The sequence below is a fragment of the Microvirga flavescens genome (assembly GCF_003290125.1).
Classification (GTDB): domain Bacteria; phylum Pseudomonadota; class Alphaproteobacteria; order Rhizobiales; family Beijerinckiaceae; genus Microvirga; species Microvirga flavescens.
The window spans coordinates 157,895-176,985 of the sequence record NZ_QMKH01000005.1; the positions used below are offsets into that span (position 1 = coordinate 157,895).

General features: G+C 63.4%; 19 protein-coding genes and 1 tRNA gene. 11 read left to right on the forward strand and 9 right to left on the reverse strand.

All coding sequences use genetic code 11. The features are described 5' to 3' along the window. Positions 1-8: 8 nt before the first annotated feature. On the forward strand, positions 9-839 hold the full coding sequence (locus DQW91_RS11550) for an SDR family oxidoreductase (RefSeq protein WP_112663789.1): 831 nt from the start codon (positions 9-11) through the stop codon (positions 837-839). Here DQW91_RS11550 and DQW91_RS11555 read toward each other — a convergent pair. Then, positions 836-1,768 (reverse strand): class I SAM-dependent DNA methyltransferase, encoded by a 933-nt coding sequence (locus DQW91_RS11555; protein WP_112663790.1) that lies wholly within the window; start codon positions 1,766-1,768, stop codon positions 836-838. The two genes, DQW91_RS11550 and DQW91_RS11555, sit on opposite strands and share 4 nt — an antisense overlap. A gap of 104 nt (positions 1,769-1,872) precedes the next feature. On the opposite strand from DQW91_RS11555, the gene DQW91_RS11560 reads away from it, so the two are divergent. From DQW91_RS11560 to DQW91_RS11575, 4 genes are all read left to right on the forward strand, one after another. Beyond that, the gene (locus tag DQW91_RS11560) at positions 1,873-2,931 is read left to right on the forward strand and encodes a ligase-associated DNA damage response exonuclease (RefSeq protein ID WP_112663791.1); all 1,059 of its coding nucleotides are present in this window, start codon (positions 1,873-1,875) and stop codon (positions 2,929-2,931) included. After that, a complete protein-coding gene (locus tag DQW91_RS11565; protein ID WP_112663792.1) occupies positions 2,928-4,643 on the forward strand; it encodes a cisplatin damage response ATP-dependent DNA ligase in 1,716 nt (571 codons plus the stop codon). Before DQW91_RS11560 ends, DQW91_RS11565 begins: the two co-directional genes overlap by 4 nt. Further along, entirely contained in the window at positions 4,640-5,098 is a 459-nt protein-coding gene (locus tag DQW91_RS11570; protein WP_112663793.1) for a secondary thiamine-phosphate synthase enzyme YjbQ, read from the forward strand. The genes DQW91_RS11565 and DQW91_RS11570 overlap by 4 nt, the downstream gene beginning before the upstream one ends. 98 nt (positions 5,099-5,196) lie before the next feature. Continuing rightward, entirely contained in the window at positions 5,197-5,883 is a 687-nt protein-coding gene (locus DQW91_RS11575) for a response regulator (RefSeq protein ID WP_245410995.1), read from the forward strand. Between the two features lie 43 nt (positions 5,884-5,926). On the opposite strand, the gene DQW91_RS11580 is transcribed toward DQW91_RS11575, so the two are convergent. Beyond that, positions 5,927-6,868 carry an alpha/beta hydrolase gene (locus DQW91_RS11580; RefSeq protein WP_112663795.1) on the reverse strand — a complete coding sequence of 314 codons (942 nt, stop codon included), beginning with the start codon at positions 6,866-6,868 and terminating at the stop codon, positions 5,927-5,929. A gap of 90 nt (positions 6,869-6,958) precedes the next feature. Here DQW91_RS11580 and DQW91_RS11585 point away from each other — a divergent pair, with 90 nt between their 5' ends. Together DQW91_RS11585 and DQW91_RS11590 are read left to right on the forward strand one after the other, a co-directional pair. Next, entirely contained in the window at positions 6,959-7,222 is a 264-nt protein-coding gene (locus DQW91_RS11585) for a DUF6460 domain-containing protein (protein WP_112663796.1), read from the forward strand. Between the two features lie 2 nt (positions 7,223-7,224). Next, a complete protein-coding gene (locus DQW91_RS11590) occupies positions 7,225-8,577 on the forward strand; it encodes an MATE family efflux transporter (RefSeq protein WP_112663797.1) in 1,353 nt (450 codons plus the stop codon). Here DQW91_RS11590 and DQW91_RS11595 read toward each other — a convergent pair. The 3 genes from DQW91_RS11595 to DQW91_RS11605 form a co-directional block, all read right to left on the reverse strand. After that, entirely contained in the window at positions 8,574-10,145 is a 1,572-nt protein-coding gene (locus tag DQW91_RS11595) for a putative bifunctional diguanylate cyclase/phosphodiesterase (RefSeq protein WP_112663798.1), read from the reverse strand. The genes DQW91_RS11590 and DQW91_RS11595 overlap by 4 nt on opposite strands. A gap of 165 nt (positions 10,146-10,310) precedes the next feature. Then, entirely contained in the window at positions 10,311-11,399 is a 1,089-nt protein-coding gene (locus DQW91_RS11600; protein WP_112663799.1) for a quinone-dependent dihydroorotate dehydrogenase, read from the reverse strand. Then, positions 11,396-11,737 carry a DUF952 domain-containing protein gene (locus DQW91_RS11605; RefSeq protein WP_112663800.1) on the reverse strand — a complete coding sequence of 114 codons (342 nt, stop codon included), beginning with the start codon at positions 11,735-11,737 and terminating at the stop codon, positions 11,396-11,398. Before DQW91_RS11605 ends, DQW91_RS11600 begins: the two co-directional genes overlap by 4 nt. Before the next feature lie 149 nt (positions 11,738-11,886). On the opposite strand from DQW91_RS11605, the gene DQW91_RS11610 reads away from it, so the two are divergent. Next, positions 11,887-12,519 carry a S24 family peptidase gene (locus DQW91_RS11610; RefSeq protein WP_112663801.1) on the forward strand — a complete coding sequence of 211 codons (633 nt, stop codon included), beginning with the start codon at positions 11,887-11,889 and terminating at the stop codon, positions 12,517-12,519. A gap of 93 nt (positions 12,520-12,612) precedes the next feature. On the opposite strand, the gene DQW91_RS11615 is transcribed toward DQW91_RS11610, so the two are convergent. Further along, positions 12,613-14,343, reverse strand: coding sequence for a lysine--tRNA ligase (locus DQW91_RS11615; protein WP_112663922.1), 1,731 nt, complete (start codon positions 14,341-14,343; stop codon positions 12,613-12,615). 129 nt (positions 14,344-14,472) lie between these two features. Continuing rightward, positions 14,473-15,303: a transporter substrate-binding domain-containing protein gene (locus DQW91_RS11620; RefSeq protein WP_112663923.1), complete on the reverse strand. Its 831-nt coding sequence runs from the start codon at positions 15,301-15,303 to the stop codon at positions 14,473-14,475. Positions 15,304-15,465: 162 nt separating this feature from the next. On the opposite strand from DQW91_RS11620, the gene DQW91_RS11625 reads away from it, so the two are divergent. After that, the gene (locus DQW91_RS11625) at positions 15,466-17,262 is read left to right on the forward strand and encodes a glycosyltransferase family 2 protein (protein WP_245410997.1); all 1,797 of its coding nucleotides are present in this window, start codon (positions 15,466-15,468) and stop codon (positions 17,260-17,262) included. An 11-nt stretch (positions 17,263-17,273) separates the two neighbouring features. Here the strand turns inward: DQW91_RS11625 and DQW91_RS16880 are convergent, their stop codons facing one another. Beyond that, positions 17,274-17,435: a hypothetical protein gene (locus DQW91_RS16880; RefSeq protein WP_198411850.1), complete on the reverse strand. Its 162-nt coding sequence runs from the start codon at positions 17,433-17,435 to the stop codon at positions 17,274-17,276. Positions 17,436-17,528: 93 nt separating this feature from the next. Between DQW91_RS16880 and selD the strand changes: the two genes are divergently transcribed. Both selD and DQW91_RS16615 read left to right on the forward strand, forming a co-directional pair. Further along, positions 17,529-18,575 carry a selenide, water dikinase SelD gene (gene selD / locus DQW91_RS11630; protein ID WP_112663802.1) on the forward strand — a complete coding sequence of 349 codons (1,047 nt, stop codon included), beginning with the start codon at positions 17,529-17,531 and terminating at the stop codon, positions 18,573-18,575. A gap of 66 nt (positions 18,576-18,641) precedes the next feature. After that, positions 18,642-18,947 carry a hypothetical protein gene (locus DQW91_RS16615; protein ID WP_157961429.1) on the forward strand — a complete coding sequence of 102 codons (306 nt, stop codon included), beginning with the start codon at positions 18,642-18,644 and terminating at the stop codon, positions 18,945-18,947. A 23-nt stretch (positions 18,948-18,970) separates the two neighbouring features. Here the strand turns inward: DQW91_RS16615 and DQW91_RS16620 are convergent. Then, positions 18,971-19,066: transfer RNA gene (locus tag DQW91_RS16620), tRNA-Sec, on the reverse strand. Positions 19,067-19,091: the final 25 nt, after the last annotated feature.

Consider the following 19,091-nt stretch of genomic DNA (forward strand, 5'->3'; position numbering starts at 1 on the left):
AAGAAACCATGTCGCAGACGCCCTCCCTCTCGTCCCTCACCAATGCCGTCGCCATCGTTACGGGCGGCACCCAGGGCCTTGGCGAAACCATCGCCCGCACGCTGGCCGAACGCGGCGCGAAGGGCCTCGTGATCTGCGGCCGCAATGCCGAGCGTGGGGAGGCCGTGGCGCGGGAGATCACGGCGCAAGGCTGCCGCACGGAATTCGTGCAAGCGGACCTCGCGAATGTCGACGACGTGCGCCAGGTGACGGCGCGGGCCGACAGCGTGTTCGGCAAGGTCGATATTCTCGTGAACGCGGCGGGCATGACGGACCGTGGCACGATCTTCGACACGAGCCCGGAGCTGTTCGACCGCATGTTCGCGGTGAACGTGCGCGCGCCATTCTTTCTCATGCAGGACGCGGCCACGATCATGCGCCGGGAGAAGATTCAGGGCACGATTGTCAACATCCTGTCCATGTCCGCCCATGGCGGCCAGCCGTTCATCTCGGCTTATTGCGGCTCGAAGGGCGCTCTCGCGACTCTGACCAAGAACGCCGCCTTCAGCCTCATGCCCTGGCGCATTCGTGTGAACGGGCTCAACATCGGCTGGATGAGCACGCCCGGCGAGGACAGGATCATGCGCACCTATCACGGCGCGCAGGATGGCTGGCTTGAGAAGGCCGCGAAGGAGCAGCCCTTCGGACGCCTGCTCGATCCGGCGGAAGTCGCGCGCGCGGTCGGCTACCTCGCAAGCGCCGAATCCGGCCTGATGACCGGATCGATCATCGATTTCGATCAATCGGTTTTGGGCTGCTACGAGGCCGCGCCGCACCCCTCGACGCCTGCGCAGGTCTAAACCCGCTCCAGCACCAGAAGGAGGCCGGGAACCGGCTCGCCCCGGTCCTCCCGGCTCGAAACCTCTTCGCAGAGTGTGACGGTGAAGCCTGCCGCTTCGGCTAGCCCGCGCAGATAGGCTTCGCTGTGGGCATAGCGCGCATCGCTTCCAAGGATGAAGCCTTCGCCCTTGTAAGCCTGCACCGTGAAGGCGAAGAGGCCCGAGCTTTTGAGAACGCGATGCGCCTCGCGAAAGGCGACCTCGAGCGCGCCCATGTAGACGAACACATCCGCCGCAACGACGAGCCCAGCTTCAGCCTTTGCCCGGGTTTGAAGAAAAGCAACAAGTTCGGCCTCATGCAGGGCCGCATAAAGCCCCGCGCGCCGCGCCATCTCCAGCATGCGCGGCGAGAGGTCGACGCCCTCGATGGAGCCGCACACTCCCTCGAGCGCCCGAGCCATCAGGCCGGTGCCGCAGCCAAGATCGAGAACATGCGCGAAGGTCAAGGGCCGGCCCAGAGCGGCGCAGACACGCTTCAAGGCGTCCGCGATGAGTTCCGGGCCGCGATAGGCGAGGCTTTTGGTGAGGTGCGTATCGAATTTCGGCGCGTATTCGTCAAACAGCGCGCGCACATAGCCGTCAGTGATCGCCTCTTCCAGCGGCAGAGCCCCGAGCCTCGCGAGATCGAGCCGGACGCCCAACGAATCTTCAGGCTCCAGGCTTAAGGCCTGCCGCAGGGCCTCAATGGCTCCCTCCTGCTCACCAAGGGCGGCACTCGCACGGCCAAGCAAGGCATGCGCGGCGGCAAAGCGCGGCGCAATCTCCAGCACCTGCCGCGCCAGATCGGCGGCAGCCTCGAAGTCCTTCTCGTCGAAGGCGGCACGGGCATATTCATAGCGGCGGTCGGCCAGAAGATCGCCGGAGGAACGCAAGGTCGAAGATAAAGACATGACTTTTGCATGAAAGACGAAAGACACGCTGTCAACGGGCGTGCCCGCAGGCAGATCGCGGACAAGGCTGAAAAGCCCGCCTGATTTCCTATATCTTGAACGCTATGGCTCTGCGCTCCACCGACATCCTGACCCAGACCCCGCAGGGGCTTTATTGCCCTCTCGGCGATTTTCACATCGATCCGGTCCGCCCCGTCACGCGCGCGCTGATCACGCACGGCCATTCGGACCACGCCCGTGCCGGCCACGCCGCCGTTCTGGCGACGCGGGAGACGCTGCGCATCATGGCCGTGCGTTACGGCGAGGATTTCGCCGACACGACGGAAGAGGTGGAGCTTGGCGAGCCGATGCGCATCGGCAGCGTCTCGGTGCGCTTTGCCCCCGCCGGTCATGTGCTCGGCTCGGCGCAGATCGTCATTGAGGCAGGCGGCACACGCGTCGTCGTCTCCGGCGACTACAAGCGCACGGAGGACCCGACCTGCACACCTTTCGAGGTCGTCCCCTGCGATGTCTTCATCACGGAGGCGACATTCGGCCTGCCGGTCTTCCGACACCCACCAGCGCGCGAGGAAGTGCGCAAGCTCCTGAACTCCGTCTCGCTCTTTTCCGAGCGCACGCACATGGTGGGAGCCTATCCACTCGGCAAGGCGCAGCATGTCATCGCGCTGCTTCGGGAGGAAGGCTACGACGCGCCGATCTATCTTCACGGCGCGATGGAACGATTGACCTATCTCTACAAGAGCGAGGGCGTTTCGCTTGGCGAAACGCCGCTCGTCGGCGATCTGCCGCGTACGGAATTTGCGGGCGCCATCGTGTTGTGTCCACCGTCCTCCCTTCAGGATCGCTGGTCAAGGCGATTTCCCGATCCTGTTTCCGCCTTCGCCTCAGGCTGGATGCGCGTGCGCGCCCGCGCGCGCCAGAAAGGCGTGGAGCTTCCTCTCGTGATCTCGGACCACGCGGATTGGGACGATCTCTGCCGCACCATCCGCGAAACGGGCGCGGGCGAAGTCTGGGTCACGCACGGACAGGAGGATGCGCTGGTGCATTGGTGCCTGCAGCAAGGCATCAAGGCGCGCCCTCTGCACATGCTCGGTTATGGCGATGAAGGAGAGGCGGAGGATACGGCGCAGGCTGCCGAAACAAGCGAGGCGGGCGCATCATGAACCGCTTCGCCGCCCTCCTCGACCGTCTCGCCTACGAACCGCGCCGCAACGCCAAACTGCGACTGCTCGTCGATTACTTCCGCCACACGCCCGATCCCGATCGTGGCTACGCGCTTGCCGCGATGACCGATGCGCTGATGTTCCAGGGGGCCAAGCCCGGCCTGATCCGGGGGCTGGTGGAAGAGCGGGTCGATCCGGTGTTGTTTCGCATGTCCTATCATTATGTGGGCGACCTTGCCGAAACGACGGCGCTGATCTGGCCCGCACCGCAAGAAGTTTCATCCACGCCCGACGCGCCGCCCCGACCCGGCCACAACAATCCGCCCACGCATGTGCCGACGCTTGGCGAAGTCGTTGAGGCGTTGTCCAGCACCGGCAAGAGCGAACTGCCCGCGCGCATCGCAGGCTGGCTCGACGCACTGGATGAAACAGGGCGCTGGGCGCTGCTCAAGCTCATCACGCGCGAATTGCGCGTCGGCGTTTCGGCGCGGCTTGCGAAGACCGCCGTCGCGCAACTCGGCGGAGTCGATGCGGATGAAGTCGAGCTTCTGTGGCATGGCCTCGAAGCGCCCTATGAAAACCTGTTCGCCTGGGTGGAAGGGCGCGGCCCAAAACCTGAATCGAAAAACCCCGCGCCGTTTCGCCCGCCGATGCTCGCTCACCCCATCGAGGATGAGGATTTCGGGAAATTCACCGCCACCGACTTCGTCGCCGAATGGAAATGGGACGGCATTCGCCTGCAGGCCGCGGCGGGTCGCGCGCCCGACGGGCGCATGGTGCGGCGGATCTACTCGCGCACGGGCGATGATGTCTCGCGTGCCTTTCCCGATCTCGTCGAGGCTCTCGATTTCGATGGCGCGCTCGATGGCGAACTCCTGATCGTGCGCGACGGCCTCGTGCAAAGTTTCAACGTTTTGCAGCAGCGCCTGAACCGCAAGAGCGTGACCGCAAAATTGCTGACGGAGTTTCCCGCGCATTTCCGCGTCTACGATCTTCTCGCCGAAGGCGGAGAGGACTTACGCGATCTTCCCTTCCTCCAACGCCGTCAACGGCTCGAAGTACTCGTCAGCCGCATCGCGCATCCACGCATCGATCTCTCCCCGATGGTTTCCTTTGCTTCGTGGGAGGCTCTTGCCGCCGCGCGTGCAAATCCGGCCTCGGTCGGCGCAGGTCCCGATGCCGAGGCCATCGAGGGCTGCATGATCAAGCGGGCCGACAGCCCCTATCTACCAGGGCGGCCCAAAGGATATTGGTACAAGTGGAAGCGCGATCCCTATCTCGTCGATGCGGTGATGATGTATGGGCAGCGCGGTCACGGGAAACGTTCGTCGTTCTATTCCGATTACACCTTCGGCGTCTGGCGCACGGGGCCTGAAGGCGACGAGTTGGTCCCCGTCGGCAAGGCTTATCACGGCTTCACGGATGAGGAGCTGGCGCAGCTCGACCGCTATGTCCGCAACCACACGGTCAACCGCTTCGGCCCCGTGCGCGAGGTGGAATACGGTAAGGATCGCGGGCTCGTTCTCGAAGTGGCGTTCGAGGGGCTGCAGCGTTCGACGCGCCACAAGTCGGGGGTCGCGATGCGCTTTCCGCGCATCAACCGCATCCGCTGGGACAAGCCCGCCGCCGAGGCGGACCGCATCGAAACACTGGAAAGAATTCTAGCGAGGGGCGAAGAGGAAACCTATCCGCTGGAGGACCGCGAGACATGAAACCGCTCGACATCGAACCCCTGACCGAGGGCAGCGTGACCCAGCAGGCATCCGGACGGCTCGTGGTCGAAACCAGCGGGCAGGGTTTCACCGATCTCACGGAGGCAGCCTCGCGCTGGGTCTTTTCGACCGGAATCCTGCACGGCCTGCTCACGGTGTTCTGCCGCCATACCTCGGCCTCGCTCCTCATTCAGGAAAACGCCGATCCGGACGTGCGGGCCGATCTTCTGACCGCCCTCGACCGCCTTGCGCCACGAGAGGTGGGATATCTCCACACAACCGAAGGCCCGGACGACATGCCGGCCCATATCCGGGCCATGATGACCGCCACCAGCCTGAGCATCCCCGTTCTCGAAGGCCAGATGGCCTTAGGCTCCTGGCAGGGGCTTTATCTTGTCGAACACCGCGATCGGCCTCATAATCGCGAAGTCGTTTTTTACCTGATCGGAGCCTAACCCTGCGGAAAGACTTGCGCTTTTTCCGTGGAATGGTCATGGCTAAAGTCCCCTGCTTGCCATCGGGTGCAGGTTGCGGGTAAGCCTCAGGAGGCTGCGTGGGAGAAGACAGGGTGCAGGGTCAAAACACCACGATCGTGATCGCGGACGACCATCCGCTGTTTCGCGGCGCATTGAGGCAGGCGATCGGTTCGGTCCTGTCCAAGGCGCGCGTGATCGAGTCGAGCGGGATGGAGGAGTTGGGCGCGCTCCTTAGCACCGCACGGGATGTCGATCTCATTCTCCTCGATCTGACTATGCCCGGCGTCCAGGGTTTTTCCGGCCTTCTTTCGCTGCGCGCGCAATATCCTGAAATTCCGGTGGTGATTGTCTCGGCCAACGAGGAAGCGACCGTGATCCGCCGTGCGATGGAATTCGGCGCATTCGGTTTCATTCCGAAATCCGTCAATGTGGACAGCATCGGCAGCGCCATCGAGGCGGTTCTGGCCGGCGACACCTGGACTCCGCCCGATGTCGACCTGACGGCGGCGGAGGACAAGGAAACCGCCGACCTCGTCCGCCGTCTCGGAACCCTCACCCCGCAGCAGGTGCGGGTGCTCGCCATGCTCTCCGAGGGCCTGCTCAACAAGCAGATCGCCTACGAGCTCGGCGTGTCGGAAGCCACGGTGAAGGCCCACGTTTCGGCCATTCTCGACAAGCTCGGCGTCGACAGCCGCACCCAGGCCGTGATCGCGGCCTCCAAGATCGGCGTGACCCAGCGCCCCTCCCCGGCCAGCGCCGAGTGAACGAAAGGCGCGCCGAACGGGCACGCCCTCCACTCTTTCAGTCTCAGAGCTTTTCGATGAACGCGTCGATCCGCGACAATGCGGCTTCCGAAAGCGCGCTGTCGAAGCGGATGAAGACGTGCGAGCCGCCCGGCCAGACGGCGAGATCCGCCGCATTGCCCTCCCGCGCCCAGCGCGCCGCCATGAACAGCGTGTCGTCGATCAGAAGATCCCGCGTGCCGACCGAGAACAGGGCCGGCGGCAGGCCGGTGAGATCGGCATAAAGCGGGGAGATATCCGGATCGCGACGGTCGGCATCCGGACCGCAGAAATTGTCCGTGAACATGCGGATGTCGCGGGTGTTGAGGATCAGCTTCTCGGCGCCCCAACGAACCACGCTCGGCGTCATTGAGAGATCGTAGCACCCGGCGAAAAGGTTCGCGCCCCGGAAGGGCTTGAGGCCGTGCTTGTCCCGCAGGCGCAGGATCGTCACCGCCGAGAGATGTGCGCCCGCCGATTCGCCCCCGATGAACAGGCGGTCCGTGCCGAACCGCCCCTGCGCCTCGCGCAGGAACCAGAGGGCCGCGGCCTCGCAATCGTCCGGTCCGGCCGGATAGGGATTTTCCGGCGCCAGCCGGTACTCGACCGACACCACCGCAAGGCCGGAGCGTTCCGCCAAACGGTCGAGCCAGGGGTCCTGCTCGTCCGCGGTGCCGAAGGTCCAGCCGCCGCCGTGGACATGGAAATAGGCCCCGCGCGGGTTCTCGGGGGCAATGATCCGCAAGGAAATCGGCCCGCGCGGCCCATCGATGGTCTCGACCTTTGCCCGCTTGCTCAGCGGCATCGGCGGGAAGGGGCCCAGCCCCTGGGCGCGGCGCTCGCGCACGACGGCGGGCGGAATGGACCACTGGTCCGGCAGGCCCTTCAACCGCTCGATGATATAGGCGTTCTGCGCCTTGATTTCCTCGCTGATAGCGGCGGGGTCGAAGAGAGTATGATCGATCATGGGAAGGTACGGGTTGCGTTCGTTTCCTGTGCTTGCGATGAAGCATGCGCGGGCGCTCCGGTCCAGAGCGCTTTTGGGAGGAGTGAGGCGATGTCCAACATGAACCGGTTTCTCGGCGGCTCGCCGGCCTCCGTCCTTGCCAAGCTGATCTTTCTCTCCCTCCTCGTCGGGGCCTTCATGGCCTTCCTAAACGTTACGCCCCTCGGGCTGATCGAAGGCCTGTTCGACTGGATCCAGGCGGTTCTGAACGTGAGCCTCGACACGGTGAAGGAGGTTGGCCGCTGGATACTGTATGGCGCGATCATCGTCGTGCCGCTCTGGTTTTTCGTGCGCCTTTTCGACAGGGGCCGCTGATCATGGACGGTTCGGCTTCTATGCGCATCGAAGTCTCTCATAAGCGGGTGCTCGCCCTCGCCCTGCCGATGACGCTCTCGCATGTGACGACGCCGCTGCTCGGCCTCGTCGACGCGACAGTGATCGGGCGGCTCGGCGAAGCGCATCTTTTGGGAGCGGTCGCGCTCGGCGCGGTGGTGTTCGACTTCGTGTTCTGGAGCTTCGGCTCCCTTCGCATGGCCACCGCCGGCCTGACCGCGCAGGCGGTCGGCGCTGGCAATCGCCACGAGATTGACACCACCCTTGCACGGGCGCTCGTCGTCGCCATCGTCGCCGGGCTCATCCTCATCGCCCTGCAATGGCCCATCGGCATGGCCACGTTTTCGCTCGCGGGAGCAAGCGAAAACGTCACGAGCGCGCTCTCCATCTATTTCTTCCTGCGTATTTGGGCGGCGCCCTTCACACTCGCGAACTATGTCATCCTCGGCTCGACACTGGGGCGCGGGAGAACCGATCTCGGGCTGCTTTTGCAGGTGGCCATCAATGTCGCCAATATTATCCTGACATCTGTCCTTGTTCTCGTCTTCGAGTTCGGCGTCGCGGGCGCTGCCATCGGCACGGCGCTCGCTGAGGTCATCGGCGTGGGGCTCGGCATTGTCGTGCTGCGCCGCATCGGCTCCAACCCGTTCGCCGTTGCGCGCAGCGAGGTTCTGAACCGGGCCGCGATGTTCCAGACGCTCGCGATCAATCGCGACATCATGATCCGCAACGTCGCGCTCATTCTCGCGTTCTCGATCTTCACCGCGCTCGGCGCGCGCGCAGGAGATGTAACGCTTGCGGCGAACGCGGTTCTCTACAACCTCTTCCTCATCGGCGGTTATTTCCTCGACGGCTTCGCCACGGCGGCGGAAACGCTGTGCGGGCAAAGCCTCGGTGCGCGCGACGAGCGCAGCTTCCGGCGGGCGGTGTCCTTGAGCCTTGGCTGGTGCTTCGGCTTCGGCCTTGCGGCGTCCGCAATCTTCCTCGTCGGCGGCGACTGGTTCATCGATTTCGTGACCACCAATCCCGATGTGCGTGCCTACGCCAAGCAATACCTGATCTTTGCCGCCGCCACGCCGTTCGTCGGCGCATTCGCCTTCGCGTATGATGGGATCTATGCCGGAGCGACATGGACGCAGGCGATGCGCAATCTCATGCTGATCGCTCTTGCGGCCTACAGCCTCGTTCTTTTGTCCGTCGGCAGCCTTGGCAATGCAGGGCTCTGGATCGCGCTTCTCGCCTTCCTCGGCACGAGAGGAATCGGACAAGCCTTGCTGAGCCAACGGCTGACGCGGCAGGCCTTCGGCGCTTCACGCACGCCCGCCATGGCCGCCTAAGCGACGACCTGCTCCCGATCGACGAGGCGGGTCGCTTCACGGGCGGCGACCGGCCTGCCGAAATGATAGCCTTGCCCGAACTGGCACCCCAGTTCACTTAACAGGGCGAAATCGCTCTCATCCTCGACGCCCTCGGCCACCGTCGCGAGACTTAACGTGTGGCCGAGATTGATGATTGCCCCGAGGATTTTCTTTTTCTCATCGTCGCCGCGCAGTTCCTGAATGAAGGAACGGTCGATCTTGATCGCGTCGAAGGACAATTCGCGTAAGTGATAGAGGCTTGAATAGCCGATGCCGAAATCGTCGAGCTCGATCCGCACCCCTTCGCGCTTGAGCACGCCCAGGATCTCCCGCGCCATATCGAGATCCCGCACCAGCGCGGCCTCCGTGATCTCGATGATCAGGCGCCTCGGATCGAACCCCGTCTCGCGCAGGACAGCGAGAATGGCATAGGGCAGATCACGCTCCTCGAGCTGGCAGGGGGCGATGTTCAGGGAGAGCGTCAGCCCGATGGGCCACGCGTTCGAATCCTCACAGGCCTGCCGCAGCAGGCGATAGGACAGCTCCGAAATCTGGCTCGTGTCCTCAGCGACCGGAACGAACTCCGCCGGCATGCGAAGGCCTTTCGTCGGATGCTCCCAGCGGGCGAGAATCTCGAAACCGCAGACCTCGCCGGTTTTGAGGGAGACAAGCGGCTGATAGTGAGGCCTGATGTGGTTCGCGGCAATCGCGGCCTTCAACTCCCGCTCGGTGATGGCGCGGGACTTCAATTCCTCGTCCATGCCTTCTTCGAAGAAGCTATATTTGCCACGCCCTTCCTTCTTGGCGCGCTTCATCGCGAGAGCCGCTGCGTGCAGCAGCGCATTGGGATCACAACCGTCGCCGGGGCACATCGCAATTCCGACAGCAGCGCCGACCCTGATTTCGGCATCGCCGAGCACGACAGGTTGATTGACGATGTTGATCGCACGCTGGGCTACGCGGACGGGAATGTCCTCATCGAAATTGACGGCAATCACCAGCGCGAACTCGTCGCCGCCGACGCGGGCAAGCCCATCGCCCACGCGCAGGACACGGCGCAACCGCGCCGCCGTCTCGGACAACACCTTGTCTCCCGCCGCGTGGCCGTAAAGTTCGTTGATCGTCTTGAGACGGTCGAGGTCGATCAGAAGAACGGCGCTGGACGAGCCGTAGGTCTTGATCCGTTGTATCGTGGATGCGACGTCCTCGATGAACCTGCTCCGGTTGGGCAGGCCGGTCAGCGGATCATGCCGCGCGATGGCCTTTGCGTGCCGCTCTGCCTCGACTCGGCGGCTGATTTCGGCGCGCAACCGGACAGAGCGGCGAACGCCGATGAAGGCCAGCGCGACGCAGGCGGCAATCGACCCAAGATACAGCTTGTCGATGTAAAGATCCTGATGCTCGCGCGCGAGCAGGTACACGCGCACGAGAAAGCCCGTCTTCAATTCGAGCACGACGACGCCCAGCGTTATCAACGCTGCAAGAAGCCATTCAAATCGCTCTTTGTCCGCCCTGAGGCGGTTGAGCAACCTGCCTGCCAGCATCATCCATCCTCATGCGGGAAATGTACGTTCGCTGCAACCGGACGATGGCTGTCACAATCCGGCGCATTTGACCCAAGCTTAAGCGCTCTTTGTTCAGAGCACAGGCCTCTCTAGTCAAGTACCCACAAAGGTGAGGTTGCTTGTTGCGCCTCCCTCAAGAGAACGAAATCAGGCCTGCTGCGACAACTCTCGTGCGTCGCTTCCCACAAGTGCGCTCAAGGATCGTCCCGACTGGCGAACGCGATCGCGCAGGCCATCCTTGATCGTCTCGATCAACCCCGGCCCCTGATAGACCAGCGCGGAATAAAGCTGGATGAGCATGGCGCCGGCGCGGATCTTCGTGAAGGCTGTTTCGGCCGAGTCGATGCCGCCGACACCGATGAGTGGAACTTTGTTCTCCACGCGCAGGAATGTTTGCGCAAGAAGCCGCGTCGAGGGCGAAAAGAGAGGTTTCCCGGAAAGCCCGCCCGTCTCGCCGGCAAGAGTCTTTTCTTTGAGGCTCTCCGGCCGCGCGACAGTCGTGTTGGAAACGACGAGCGCATCGACGCCGCGCTTGAGAACCGTGGCGACGATAGCGTCGAGCGTATCGAGCGAAATGTCCGGCGCGATCTTCAGGAGAATGGCTGTCCTGGGCGAGTGCCCTGCATCCGCCTTCTCTCGCGCTTCCACGCAGCGCGCCAACAGATCATCGAGAAATGCCTCGCCCTGAAGATCCCGCAACCCCGGCGTGTTCGGTGAGGAAACGTTGATCGTCAGGAAATCGGCCAAACCGCACAGGCGCTCGACGCAACGCACATAATCGGCGATCCTGTCCGCGCTCTCCTTGTTCGCGCCGATGTTCACGCCGACGATTCCGGGGCGTCCCCGGCGGCGCACAAGGCGCTCGCGCACAACTTCCAGTCCATCGCTGTTGAGGCCGAATCGGTTGATGATTGCCTCGTCACGTTCGAGGCGGAACACGCGCGGGCGCGGATTGCCTGCTTGCGCCTTCGGCGTCACACCACCGATTTCCACGAACCCGAAGCCGAGGGAGAGAAGCTGATCCGGCACCTCGCCTTGCTTGTCATAGCCCGCCGCCAATCCAACCGGATTCGGGAAGCGCCGTCCGAGCACATCCACAGCGAGAACCGGGTCGTCCTTCGCACCACCTTTGATCGGCATCAGGGACAGTGCCTTGATCGTGGCGCGATGGGCCGTCTCGGGATCGAGCGCATGCAAAAGCGGCTTCGCGAGGGGATAGAGAGCGCCGATCCTCATGTCAGCTCCGGAAAAACATGCCGTCCATCGCCCCCCAAGGGTAGCGGTCTGACCCACACGACGGAAGCCATCGAAAGGACACAATAAAGATGCGGAAACAGCGCGCCGCCGCGGGACGGCTCATATTTGAGAGCCCCGCCCAACGTGTCCGCCTCGACCGCCACGAGAAGGAGATCGGACTGTCCGGCGAAATGCCGTTCCGCCGTCTCGCGCACCTGCTCTGCTGTCGAGAAATGAATATAGCCGTCTTGAAGGTCGATAGGCGCGCCAGTGAAGGAACCATCCTTCTCGGCCTGCCGCCAAAGGACTTCGGGAGAGATTTTGTAAATCAGTGCCATGTGTCTTGAGTAACTGGGCCGAAGGTTGTGGGCAACCCGGACATGGACGAGTTGTCGCGTGCGTCGGACGGTTGAAGCCCTGACAATCGGCCTTAATTTCCTAGGGAAAGGTTCGGATCTTATGTTCTGCTGTCGAGGAGGTTCAAGCCATGCTTTCTCATGACCGTGTCTGGGCTGCCATCGATGCCCTGGCTGCGCGCCATGGCATGACTGCCTCGGGCCTCGCCCGCAAGGCGGGGCTGGATGCCACGAGCTTCAACAAATCGAAGCGAACAAGCCCTGAGGGCCGCGACCGTTGGCCGTCGACGGAATCGATCTCCAAGATCCTGCACGCCACCGGCGCGAGCCTTGAGGATTTCATTCGCCTCGTCGAACCGGGCGGGGCAACGCGCGGAGCCTTTCTGCCGCTCACCAAGCTCGAGCTGGCCGCGAAGGGTGATCTGTTTACCGAGGACGGGCTCCCGAAAAACGGGCCTGCCTGGGAGGAGATCAACTTTCCCGGCTTTGCTGGAGACAACGTTTTCGCGCTCGAAGTCTCCGGCGACTCCTTCGGCCCGCTCTTTCGCGACGGCGACATCATCATCGTCTCGCCCACCGCCAGCATGCGCAAGGGCGACCGCGTGATCGTGCGCACCAAGGCCGGGGAGATCATCGCGAAGGAGCTGCGGCGCCGCACTCCTAAGACACTCGAGCTTGCGTCCCTCGGCTCTGGGCAGGAAGAAACGCCCCTGCCGCTCGAAGACGTTTCCTGGGTCGCGCGCGTGATGTGGAGCCGACACTAACCTCGACGAGCGCGCATAAAAAAGAAGGCGAAGCAGAGCCCGCTTCGCCTTCCCCTTAGCTTGCCCCTTAAGCTTGATTTCAGAACGCCGGCTTCAAGCCGCGCGTCCGGCCTCCCGCTGGCGCAGGAACTCCTCATGCTCGCGCACGAGGCCACCGGCAATCGCCTTCTCGATCAGCGCGCGCGTTTCCTTCACGCCATAAAGCGCGACGAAGGAGCCGAAGCGCGGGCCGCGCGGCTCGCCGAGCAGCACCTGATAGATCGTGTTGAACCACTCGATGGAAACGCCAGGGCGCTCGGGCGTCGCGCCCTTGGCCTTGAAGTCCTGATAGCGTGGTTCGGCGCGGCCGACGTTGTAGATCTCGTCCTGGATCGCTTCCGCCGTCGCCGGCTGCTCGCCGCGTTCGAAGGGTGAGAGTGCCTCGCTGAGCTTGCGAAGGGACGCCGCCTCCACCTCGTCCGGCAGACGATAGGTCTTCTGCGGCTTCACGAAATCCTCGAAGTAGCGCACGGCGCGCTTCACAAGGCTGTCGAGGCGAGGATGCGTCTGCGGCGAGACGCCGGGCGCGTAGCGGCGGATGAAGCCCCACAGCATGGCCGGATCTTCCGAGTTCGCCACCGCCACGAGGTTGAGCAGCATGGAGAACGAAATCGTCGTGCCGCCCTGCCCACCGCTTGAGGCAACCAGCTCCGGCGCTGGCGGCTCGCCCGTATGCAGATGCCAGACCGGATTGGCGAGCTGCGTCTTGATATCCTGCGCGGGATATTTTTCGAGGAACGTCAGATAGTCGTCGACCTGACGCGGGATCACGTCGAAGTGAAGCTTCTTGGCTTCGCGCGGCTTGTTGTACATGAACAGCGCGAGGCTGTCCGACGTGCCGTAGGTCAGCCACTCGTCGATGGTCAGGCCATTGCCCTTCGACTTCGAGATCTTCTGTCCCTTCTCGTCGAGGAAGAGTTCGTAATTGAACCCTTCCGGCGGCAGGCCGCCGAGCGCCTTGGCGATCTCGCCGGAGAGCTTGACCGAGTCGATCAGGTCCTTGCCCGCCATTTCATAATCGACGCCGAGCGCGACCCAGCGCATCGCCCAATCGGGCTTCCATTGCAGCTTGGCATGGCCACCCGTCACGGGCGTCTCGAAACGTTCGCCGGTTTCCGGATCGCGCCAGACGATGGTGCCCGCATCCACGTTACGCTCGTCGATCGGCACCTGCATGACGATGCCGGTTTTCGGATGGATCGGCAGGAAGGGCGAATAGCTCTGCTGACGCTCCTCGCGCAGCGAGGGAAGCATGATCGCCATCACGGCGTCATAGCGTTCGAGCACGGTCAGCAGGGCCTTGTCGAAGAGGCCCGCCTTGTAGCTGGCGGTCGCCGACATGAACTCGTAATCGAACCCGAAGGCGTCGAGAAACTCGCGCAGGCGCGCATTGTTGTGGTGCGCGAAGCTCTCATATTGCCCGAACGGGTCCGGCACCTGGGTCAGCGGCTTGCCGAGAGCGGCGGCCAGGAGTTCCTTGTTCGGCACATTGTCCGGCACCTTGCGCAACCCATCCATGTCGTCAGAGAACGCGACGAGGCGGGTCGGGATGGTGTCGTTGGTCAGAACCCGGAAGGCATGGCGCACCATGCTGGTGCGCGCCACCTCGCCGAAGGTGCCGATATGCGGCAGACCCGAGGGGCCGTAGCCGGTTTCGAACAGCACCTCTTTTTTCCCCGTTTTCTTCAGTCGCTCGACAAGTTTGCGCGCTTCCTCAAACGGCCACGCGGTGGCGATCTGGGCGGCTTCGACGAGGGCTGGATCGAGGATAAGAGGCTTGGACATGATACCTGACATGTTGATGAAGCCCGGCACACTAGAAAGCGAGCCCGTCAGGGTCAATGCGGCGCAAACGGTTTCGCACGCCCCTACCCTTTCGGCAGGGGCGTCTTGCACTGCCGCCCTGACTCCGGCCTAGAACAGGCTTACGGGAAAGAAGCGCAGATAAAGTTCGGCATATTTGCCCTCCTTCCAGAGCTGCTGGAGGGCATAGTCGAGAGCCCGGCGAAGAATTTCGTCATCCTTGCGGACGATGAAACCCATCCCCTCCCCGAAGAACCGGCTTTCCAGATAGGGGCCGCCCGCAAAGCCGCAGCACCCGGCGGCGTCCGCCCCGCCGACCCAGAGGGCGAGGTTCAAGCCGTCCGCGAAGAGGTAATCGACCCCGCCCGACTTCAGGGCCGCCTGCGCCCCCGCGAGATCCTCGAACGGTGTCAGCGCCGCGCCCGGGAAAAAGGCTTTGGCGAAGGCCTCGTGCGCGGTCCCGGCGACGATGCCGACCTTCTTTCCAGCCAGGTCCTTCGTCTGAGGTTCGGGCAGATTCCGGTCGAGCCTTACCGCGAAACGGGCCGGCACCTTGAAATAGGGGGTGGTGACCGCAAACCGCTCCCGCAGCTTCGCGGTCGTCGGGATGGCGGCGGCGACCACATCGCCCTGCCTGTCAGCCAGCGCGTCAAGCAGCATGTCGAAGCGGCGCACCTGGATGGTGCAGGTCAGGTTCAGCCTTTCGCAGGCGGCCCGCGCCAGCTCCACCGAGAATCCGGTGGGATTGCCGTCGAGCCCCGGGAACGCGAGGGGCGGAAATTCGTCGTCGATCAGAAAGCGAATGGTTCGGAAACCGGTCAGATCCGGCCGCTCCGGTGCTGCCCGCGGGTCCCAGAAATTGGGAATGGCCACGCCTTGACCGGGGATGCCTTGAGCCCAGGCCAACCCCGGCAACAGGGCAAATATCACTGCGTGCAGCATACGCTTGATCTTGCAACCGAAGCGCACACGCAATGTAATGACATTCGAATCGGTCAACCGCATCGGTCGTCGCCGCTTCCCTTCAGCCTGTTGGAGCTTTTCTTGTTCGTGAGGAGTGGTCAAGCCAAAGAGATCCCGGCGTCGGCGTTTAGTTCGCTTCCATTGCCGACGGAAATCGGGTTTCTCGCCGCTCACGGCGTTCCCTCGGGCCTTCTGCAGGATGCCGCAACGATAGCGGCCATTACGGGGGTGAGCGCCGACCGGGTGCTCATCGCTCATGGGCTCGTGACCGAGGAAGCCTTCTATCGCGCCCTGGCGCATGAGCTTGGCGTTCCCTTCATTTCCCATCCGAAGGTTTCGCCAAAGGCCAGCTACCCTCACAGCATTCTCAGCGGAATCGTGCCTCTTGCGCAGGTCGCCCCCGCTTACGCACTCACGCCTCGCGGAAGCCAGATCGCACAATTGCTTCACATGCGACCCTCTCGGGGACGCCCCATCGCGCTCACGACCTCTTCAGCCCTCATGCGCGCTGTGTTCGCGATCCAGAGGAAGGGCATAGCTCATCAAGCCGCCCACGGCCTTTCCGCCCGATATGCGCATCTTTCAAACCATGTCGACATAGGGGCCCCTCAAATCGCGCTGTTGAGCCTTGCCGCCTTTGCGGTTTCTTTCACGCTGGTTGCGGCTTCTGAACGTGCGGTGATGGCTCTGGCCTCTCTCATGAGCCCGCTCTTTTTCGGAAACGTGACACTGCGACTGGCCGCGGCCTTTCTCCCTTCCTCCACGTCCTCCTCTCTTCTGGAGCATGCGGTTCCTGATGCGCAGCTCCCGACCTACACCGTCATCGCCGCTCTCTATCGTGAGGAATGTGTCGCCCCGCGTCTGGTCTCAGCCTTGAGTCGTCTCGACTACCCTCCTGAAAAACTCGATATCAAGCTCGTGCTCGAGGAGGACGACGCGCAGACCAGAGCGGTTCTGGAAGCCCTGGACCTTCCGGGCTTCATGGAGGTCATCATTGCGCCGCCGGGAGCCCCGCGCACCAAGCCGCGCGCCCTGAACGTCGCCTTGCCGCTCGCGCGCGGCGCGCTGACGGTTCTCTACGACGCGGAGGACGTGCCGGAGCCCAACCAGCTGCGCCTCGCTGCTGCTGCCTTTGCACGCGCATCGGCAGAGACCGCGTGCTTTCAGGCGCACCTCACCATCGACAACACGAAGGACAACTGGCTCACACGCCTTTTCACGCTGGAATATGCGATCCTGTTCGATGTCATCAATCCGGGCCTCGTCGAGGTCGGATGCCCGATCCCGCTCGGCGGCACCTCGAACCATTTCAGGACCGAGGCGCTTCGCAAGGTCGGCGGCTGGGACGCCTGGAATGTCACGGAGGATGCCGATCTCGGCATTCGCCTCGCTCGCTTCGGGATGCGCGTCGGCGATCTTCCCTCCTCCACATTGGAGGAAGCGCCGAGCACCCTCTCTGCCTGGATGCTGCAGAGAACGCGCTGGATGAAGGGCTTCATCCAGACATGCTACTGCCACTCGCGCAATCCTTGGCGGATCTTTCGAGAGCTTGGTCCGTGGCGGTTCATCGGCACCCTGATCGTCTCCGCCGGCACCGTTGTCACCGCATTCGGCTATCCGTTGTTCATGGCCCTCGCTCTCAACGCGTGGCTCAACGATCCCGGCGTCTATTCCGATACGATCTGGATTGCCGCGCTGGAAGCATGGAGCTCCACGCTGTTCCTGGTTGGCCTGATGGCTATAGCGATCCCCGCGCTGGTCGCTATCAAGCGGCGCAGGCTGTGGGGGCTGTTGCCGTGGGTGCCCCTGCTGCCGGTCTATTATCTCTTCATCAGCCTGGCGGCATGGCGCAGCCTGTGGGAGCTGGTCAGTGCGCCCTTTCAGTGGAACAAGACCCGCCACGGCCTGGCGCGGACCTCTCGCAGCGGCCTGCTATGAAACCTGAGCCGTCAGAAGCACCAGGCCAACCCGGCCAGGATCATGTCGTTGAAAACAGCTCCGCCATAGCGCGCCCAGAGAAGCGCCCCCGCTGCCACGACGCAAAGGATAGCGGCGGCAAACAACGCGCGCCCGGCAATTCGCGTCTGGATATCGGAACGGCTCGCGCTCATGGTTCTCTCTTTCAGGTCGCCATCATAGCAAGGGGCGGGTTTGCCTCCAAGAGGAACGTCTGACACCATAGGCGGCCTGTCTGGAGGAAGCTTATGGACACGCAGGGTTTCCGGCTCACTCATCTCGCTCACGGCGGAGGCTGCGGATGCAAGCTCGCCCCGTCCGTCCTGCAGCAGCTTCTTTCCGAACAGCCTGCGGCCAGCCCCTATCGCCAGCTTCTGGTCGGCACGGAGACAGCGGACGATGCCGCCGTGTGGCAGCTTGACGATGACACCTGCATCATCGCGACGACGGATTTCTTCATGCCGATGGTGGACGACCCACGCGACTTCGGACGCATCGCCGCCACCAACGCTATTTCGGACGTCTATGCGATGGGCGGGCGGCCGATCATGGCGCTGGCGATCCTCGGAATGCCGCTCGGCAAAATCGCTCCCGAAGTCGTGCGGGAAATCCTGAAGGGTGGCGCTTCGATCTGCGCTGAAGCAGGCATTCCGGTCGCCGGCGGTCATTCCATCGACTGCCCGGAACCCGTCTATGGGCTTGCCGTCATCGGCACTGGAAAGCCAAGCGAGATCCGCCGCAACAGCGGCGCGAAGGCAGGCGATGCGCTCATCCTCACGAAAGCACTCGGCGTCGGTATCTATTCCGCTGCGTTCAAGAAGGACGCTCTATCCGCAGAAGCCTATGCGGAGATGATCGCGTCCGTCACGCTGCTCAATAAGGTCGGCGCCATGCTTGCCCGTGGCTCCGACGTGCACGCCATCACCGACGTCACGGGCTTCGGCATTCTCGGGCACGGCCTCGAAATGGCACGCGGGTCGGGCCTCGCGCTCACCATCAACCTGAACGACCTGCCGCTTCTTCGCGAAGCGAGCGCGCTGGCGGAGAAGGGCTACATCACCGGCGCGTCGAACCGGAACTGGGACAGTTATGGCGAGAGCGTCACCCTCCCGCCGCATCTCGATCTGTGGCAACGTCAGCTTCTCACCGATCCGCAGACATCGGGCGGCCTTCTCGTCGCCTGCGCGCCCGAACGTGCGCAGGACATTCTCCAAACCATTCTTGACGCAGGCTATCCTTCCGCTCGCATCGTCGGCCACGCGGAAAGCGGAACGCCTTCGATCACCGTCGTCTGAAACTTTCAGGAACCCTCTTCCTGCCCGTACGTTCCCTCGCCATTGTGCAAAAGAGGGATGGACGTAATGCGCGGCATGATTGCTCTCACCCTTCTCACCGGCTTGTCGGCGCCGTGCTGGGCGCAATCTCCCGTGAAGACGTGTGACAACAACGCCCCACCGTCTGGAGCCGCGACAGCGCCTGATCCGAAAAGCCCCGCTTCCGGCACATCGCCGGGGACTGCGGGTTCGACAGGCTGGACGGGCGGCACCGGCGGTTCCTTTATCGGCACCACGCCGAAAGGGCCGACAGAGCAATCGCCGACGGAGCACCCTCCAACCGCGAGCGGCCTCGACCCGATGAACCCCGCGACGCCTGACCCGAAATGCTAGTTCGCGCCCTTGAGCGAACGAGATGGCGGAAGAGAGTGGGAGTCGAACCCACCGAGGACCGGCTCGCGGCCCCACCCGGATTTGAAGTCCGGACGCCCCACCGGGGACGCTTCTCCTCCCTGCTCCTCCGGCGCTGACCTGAAG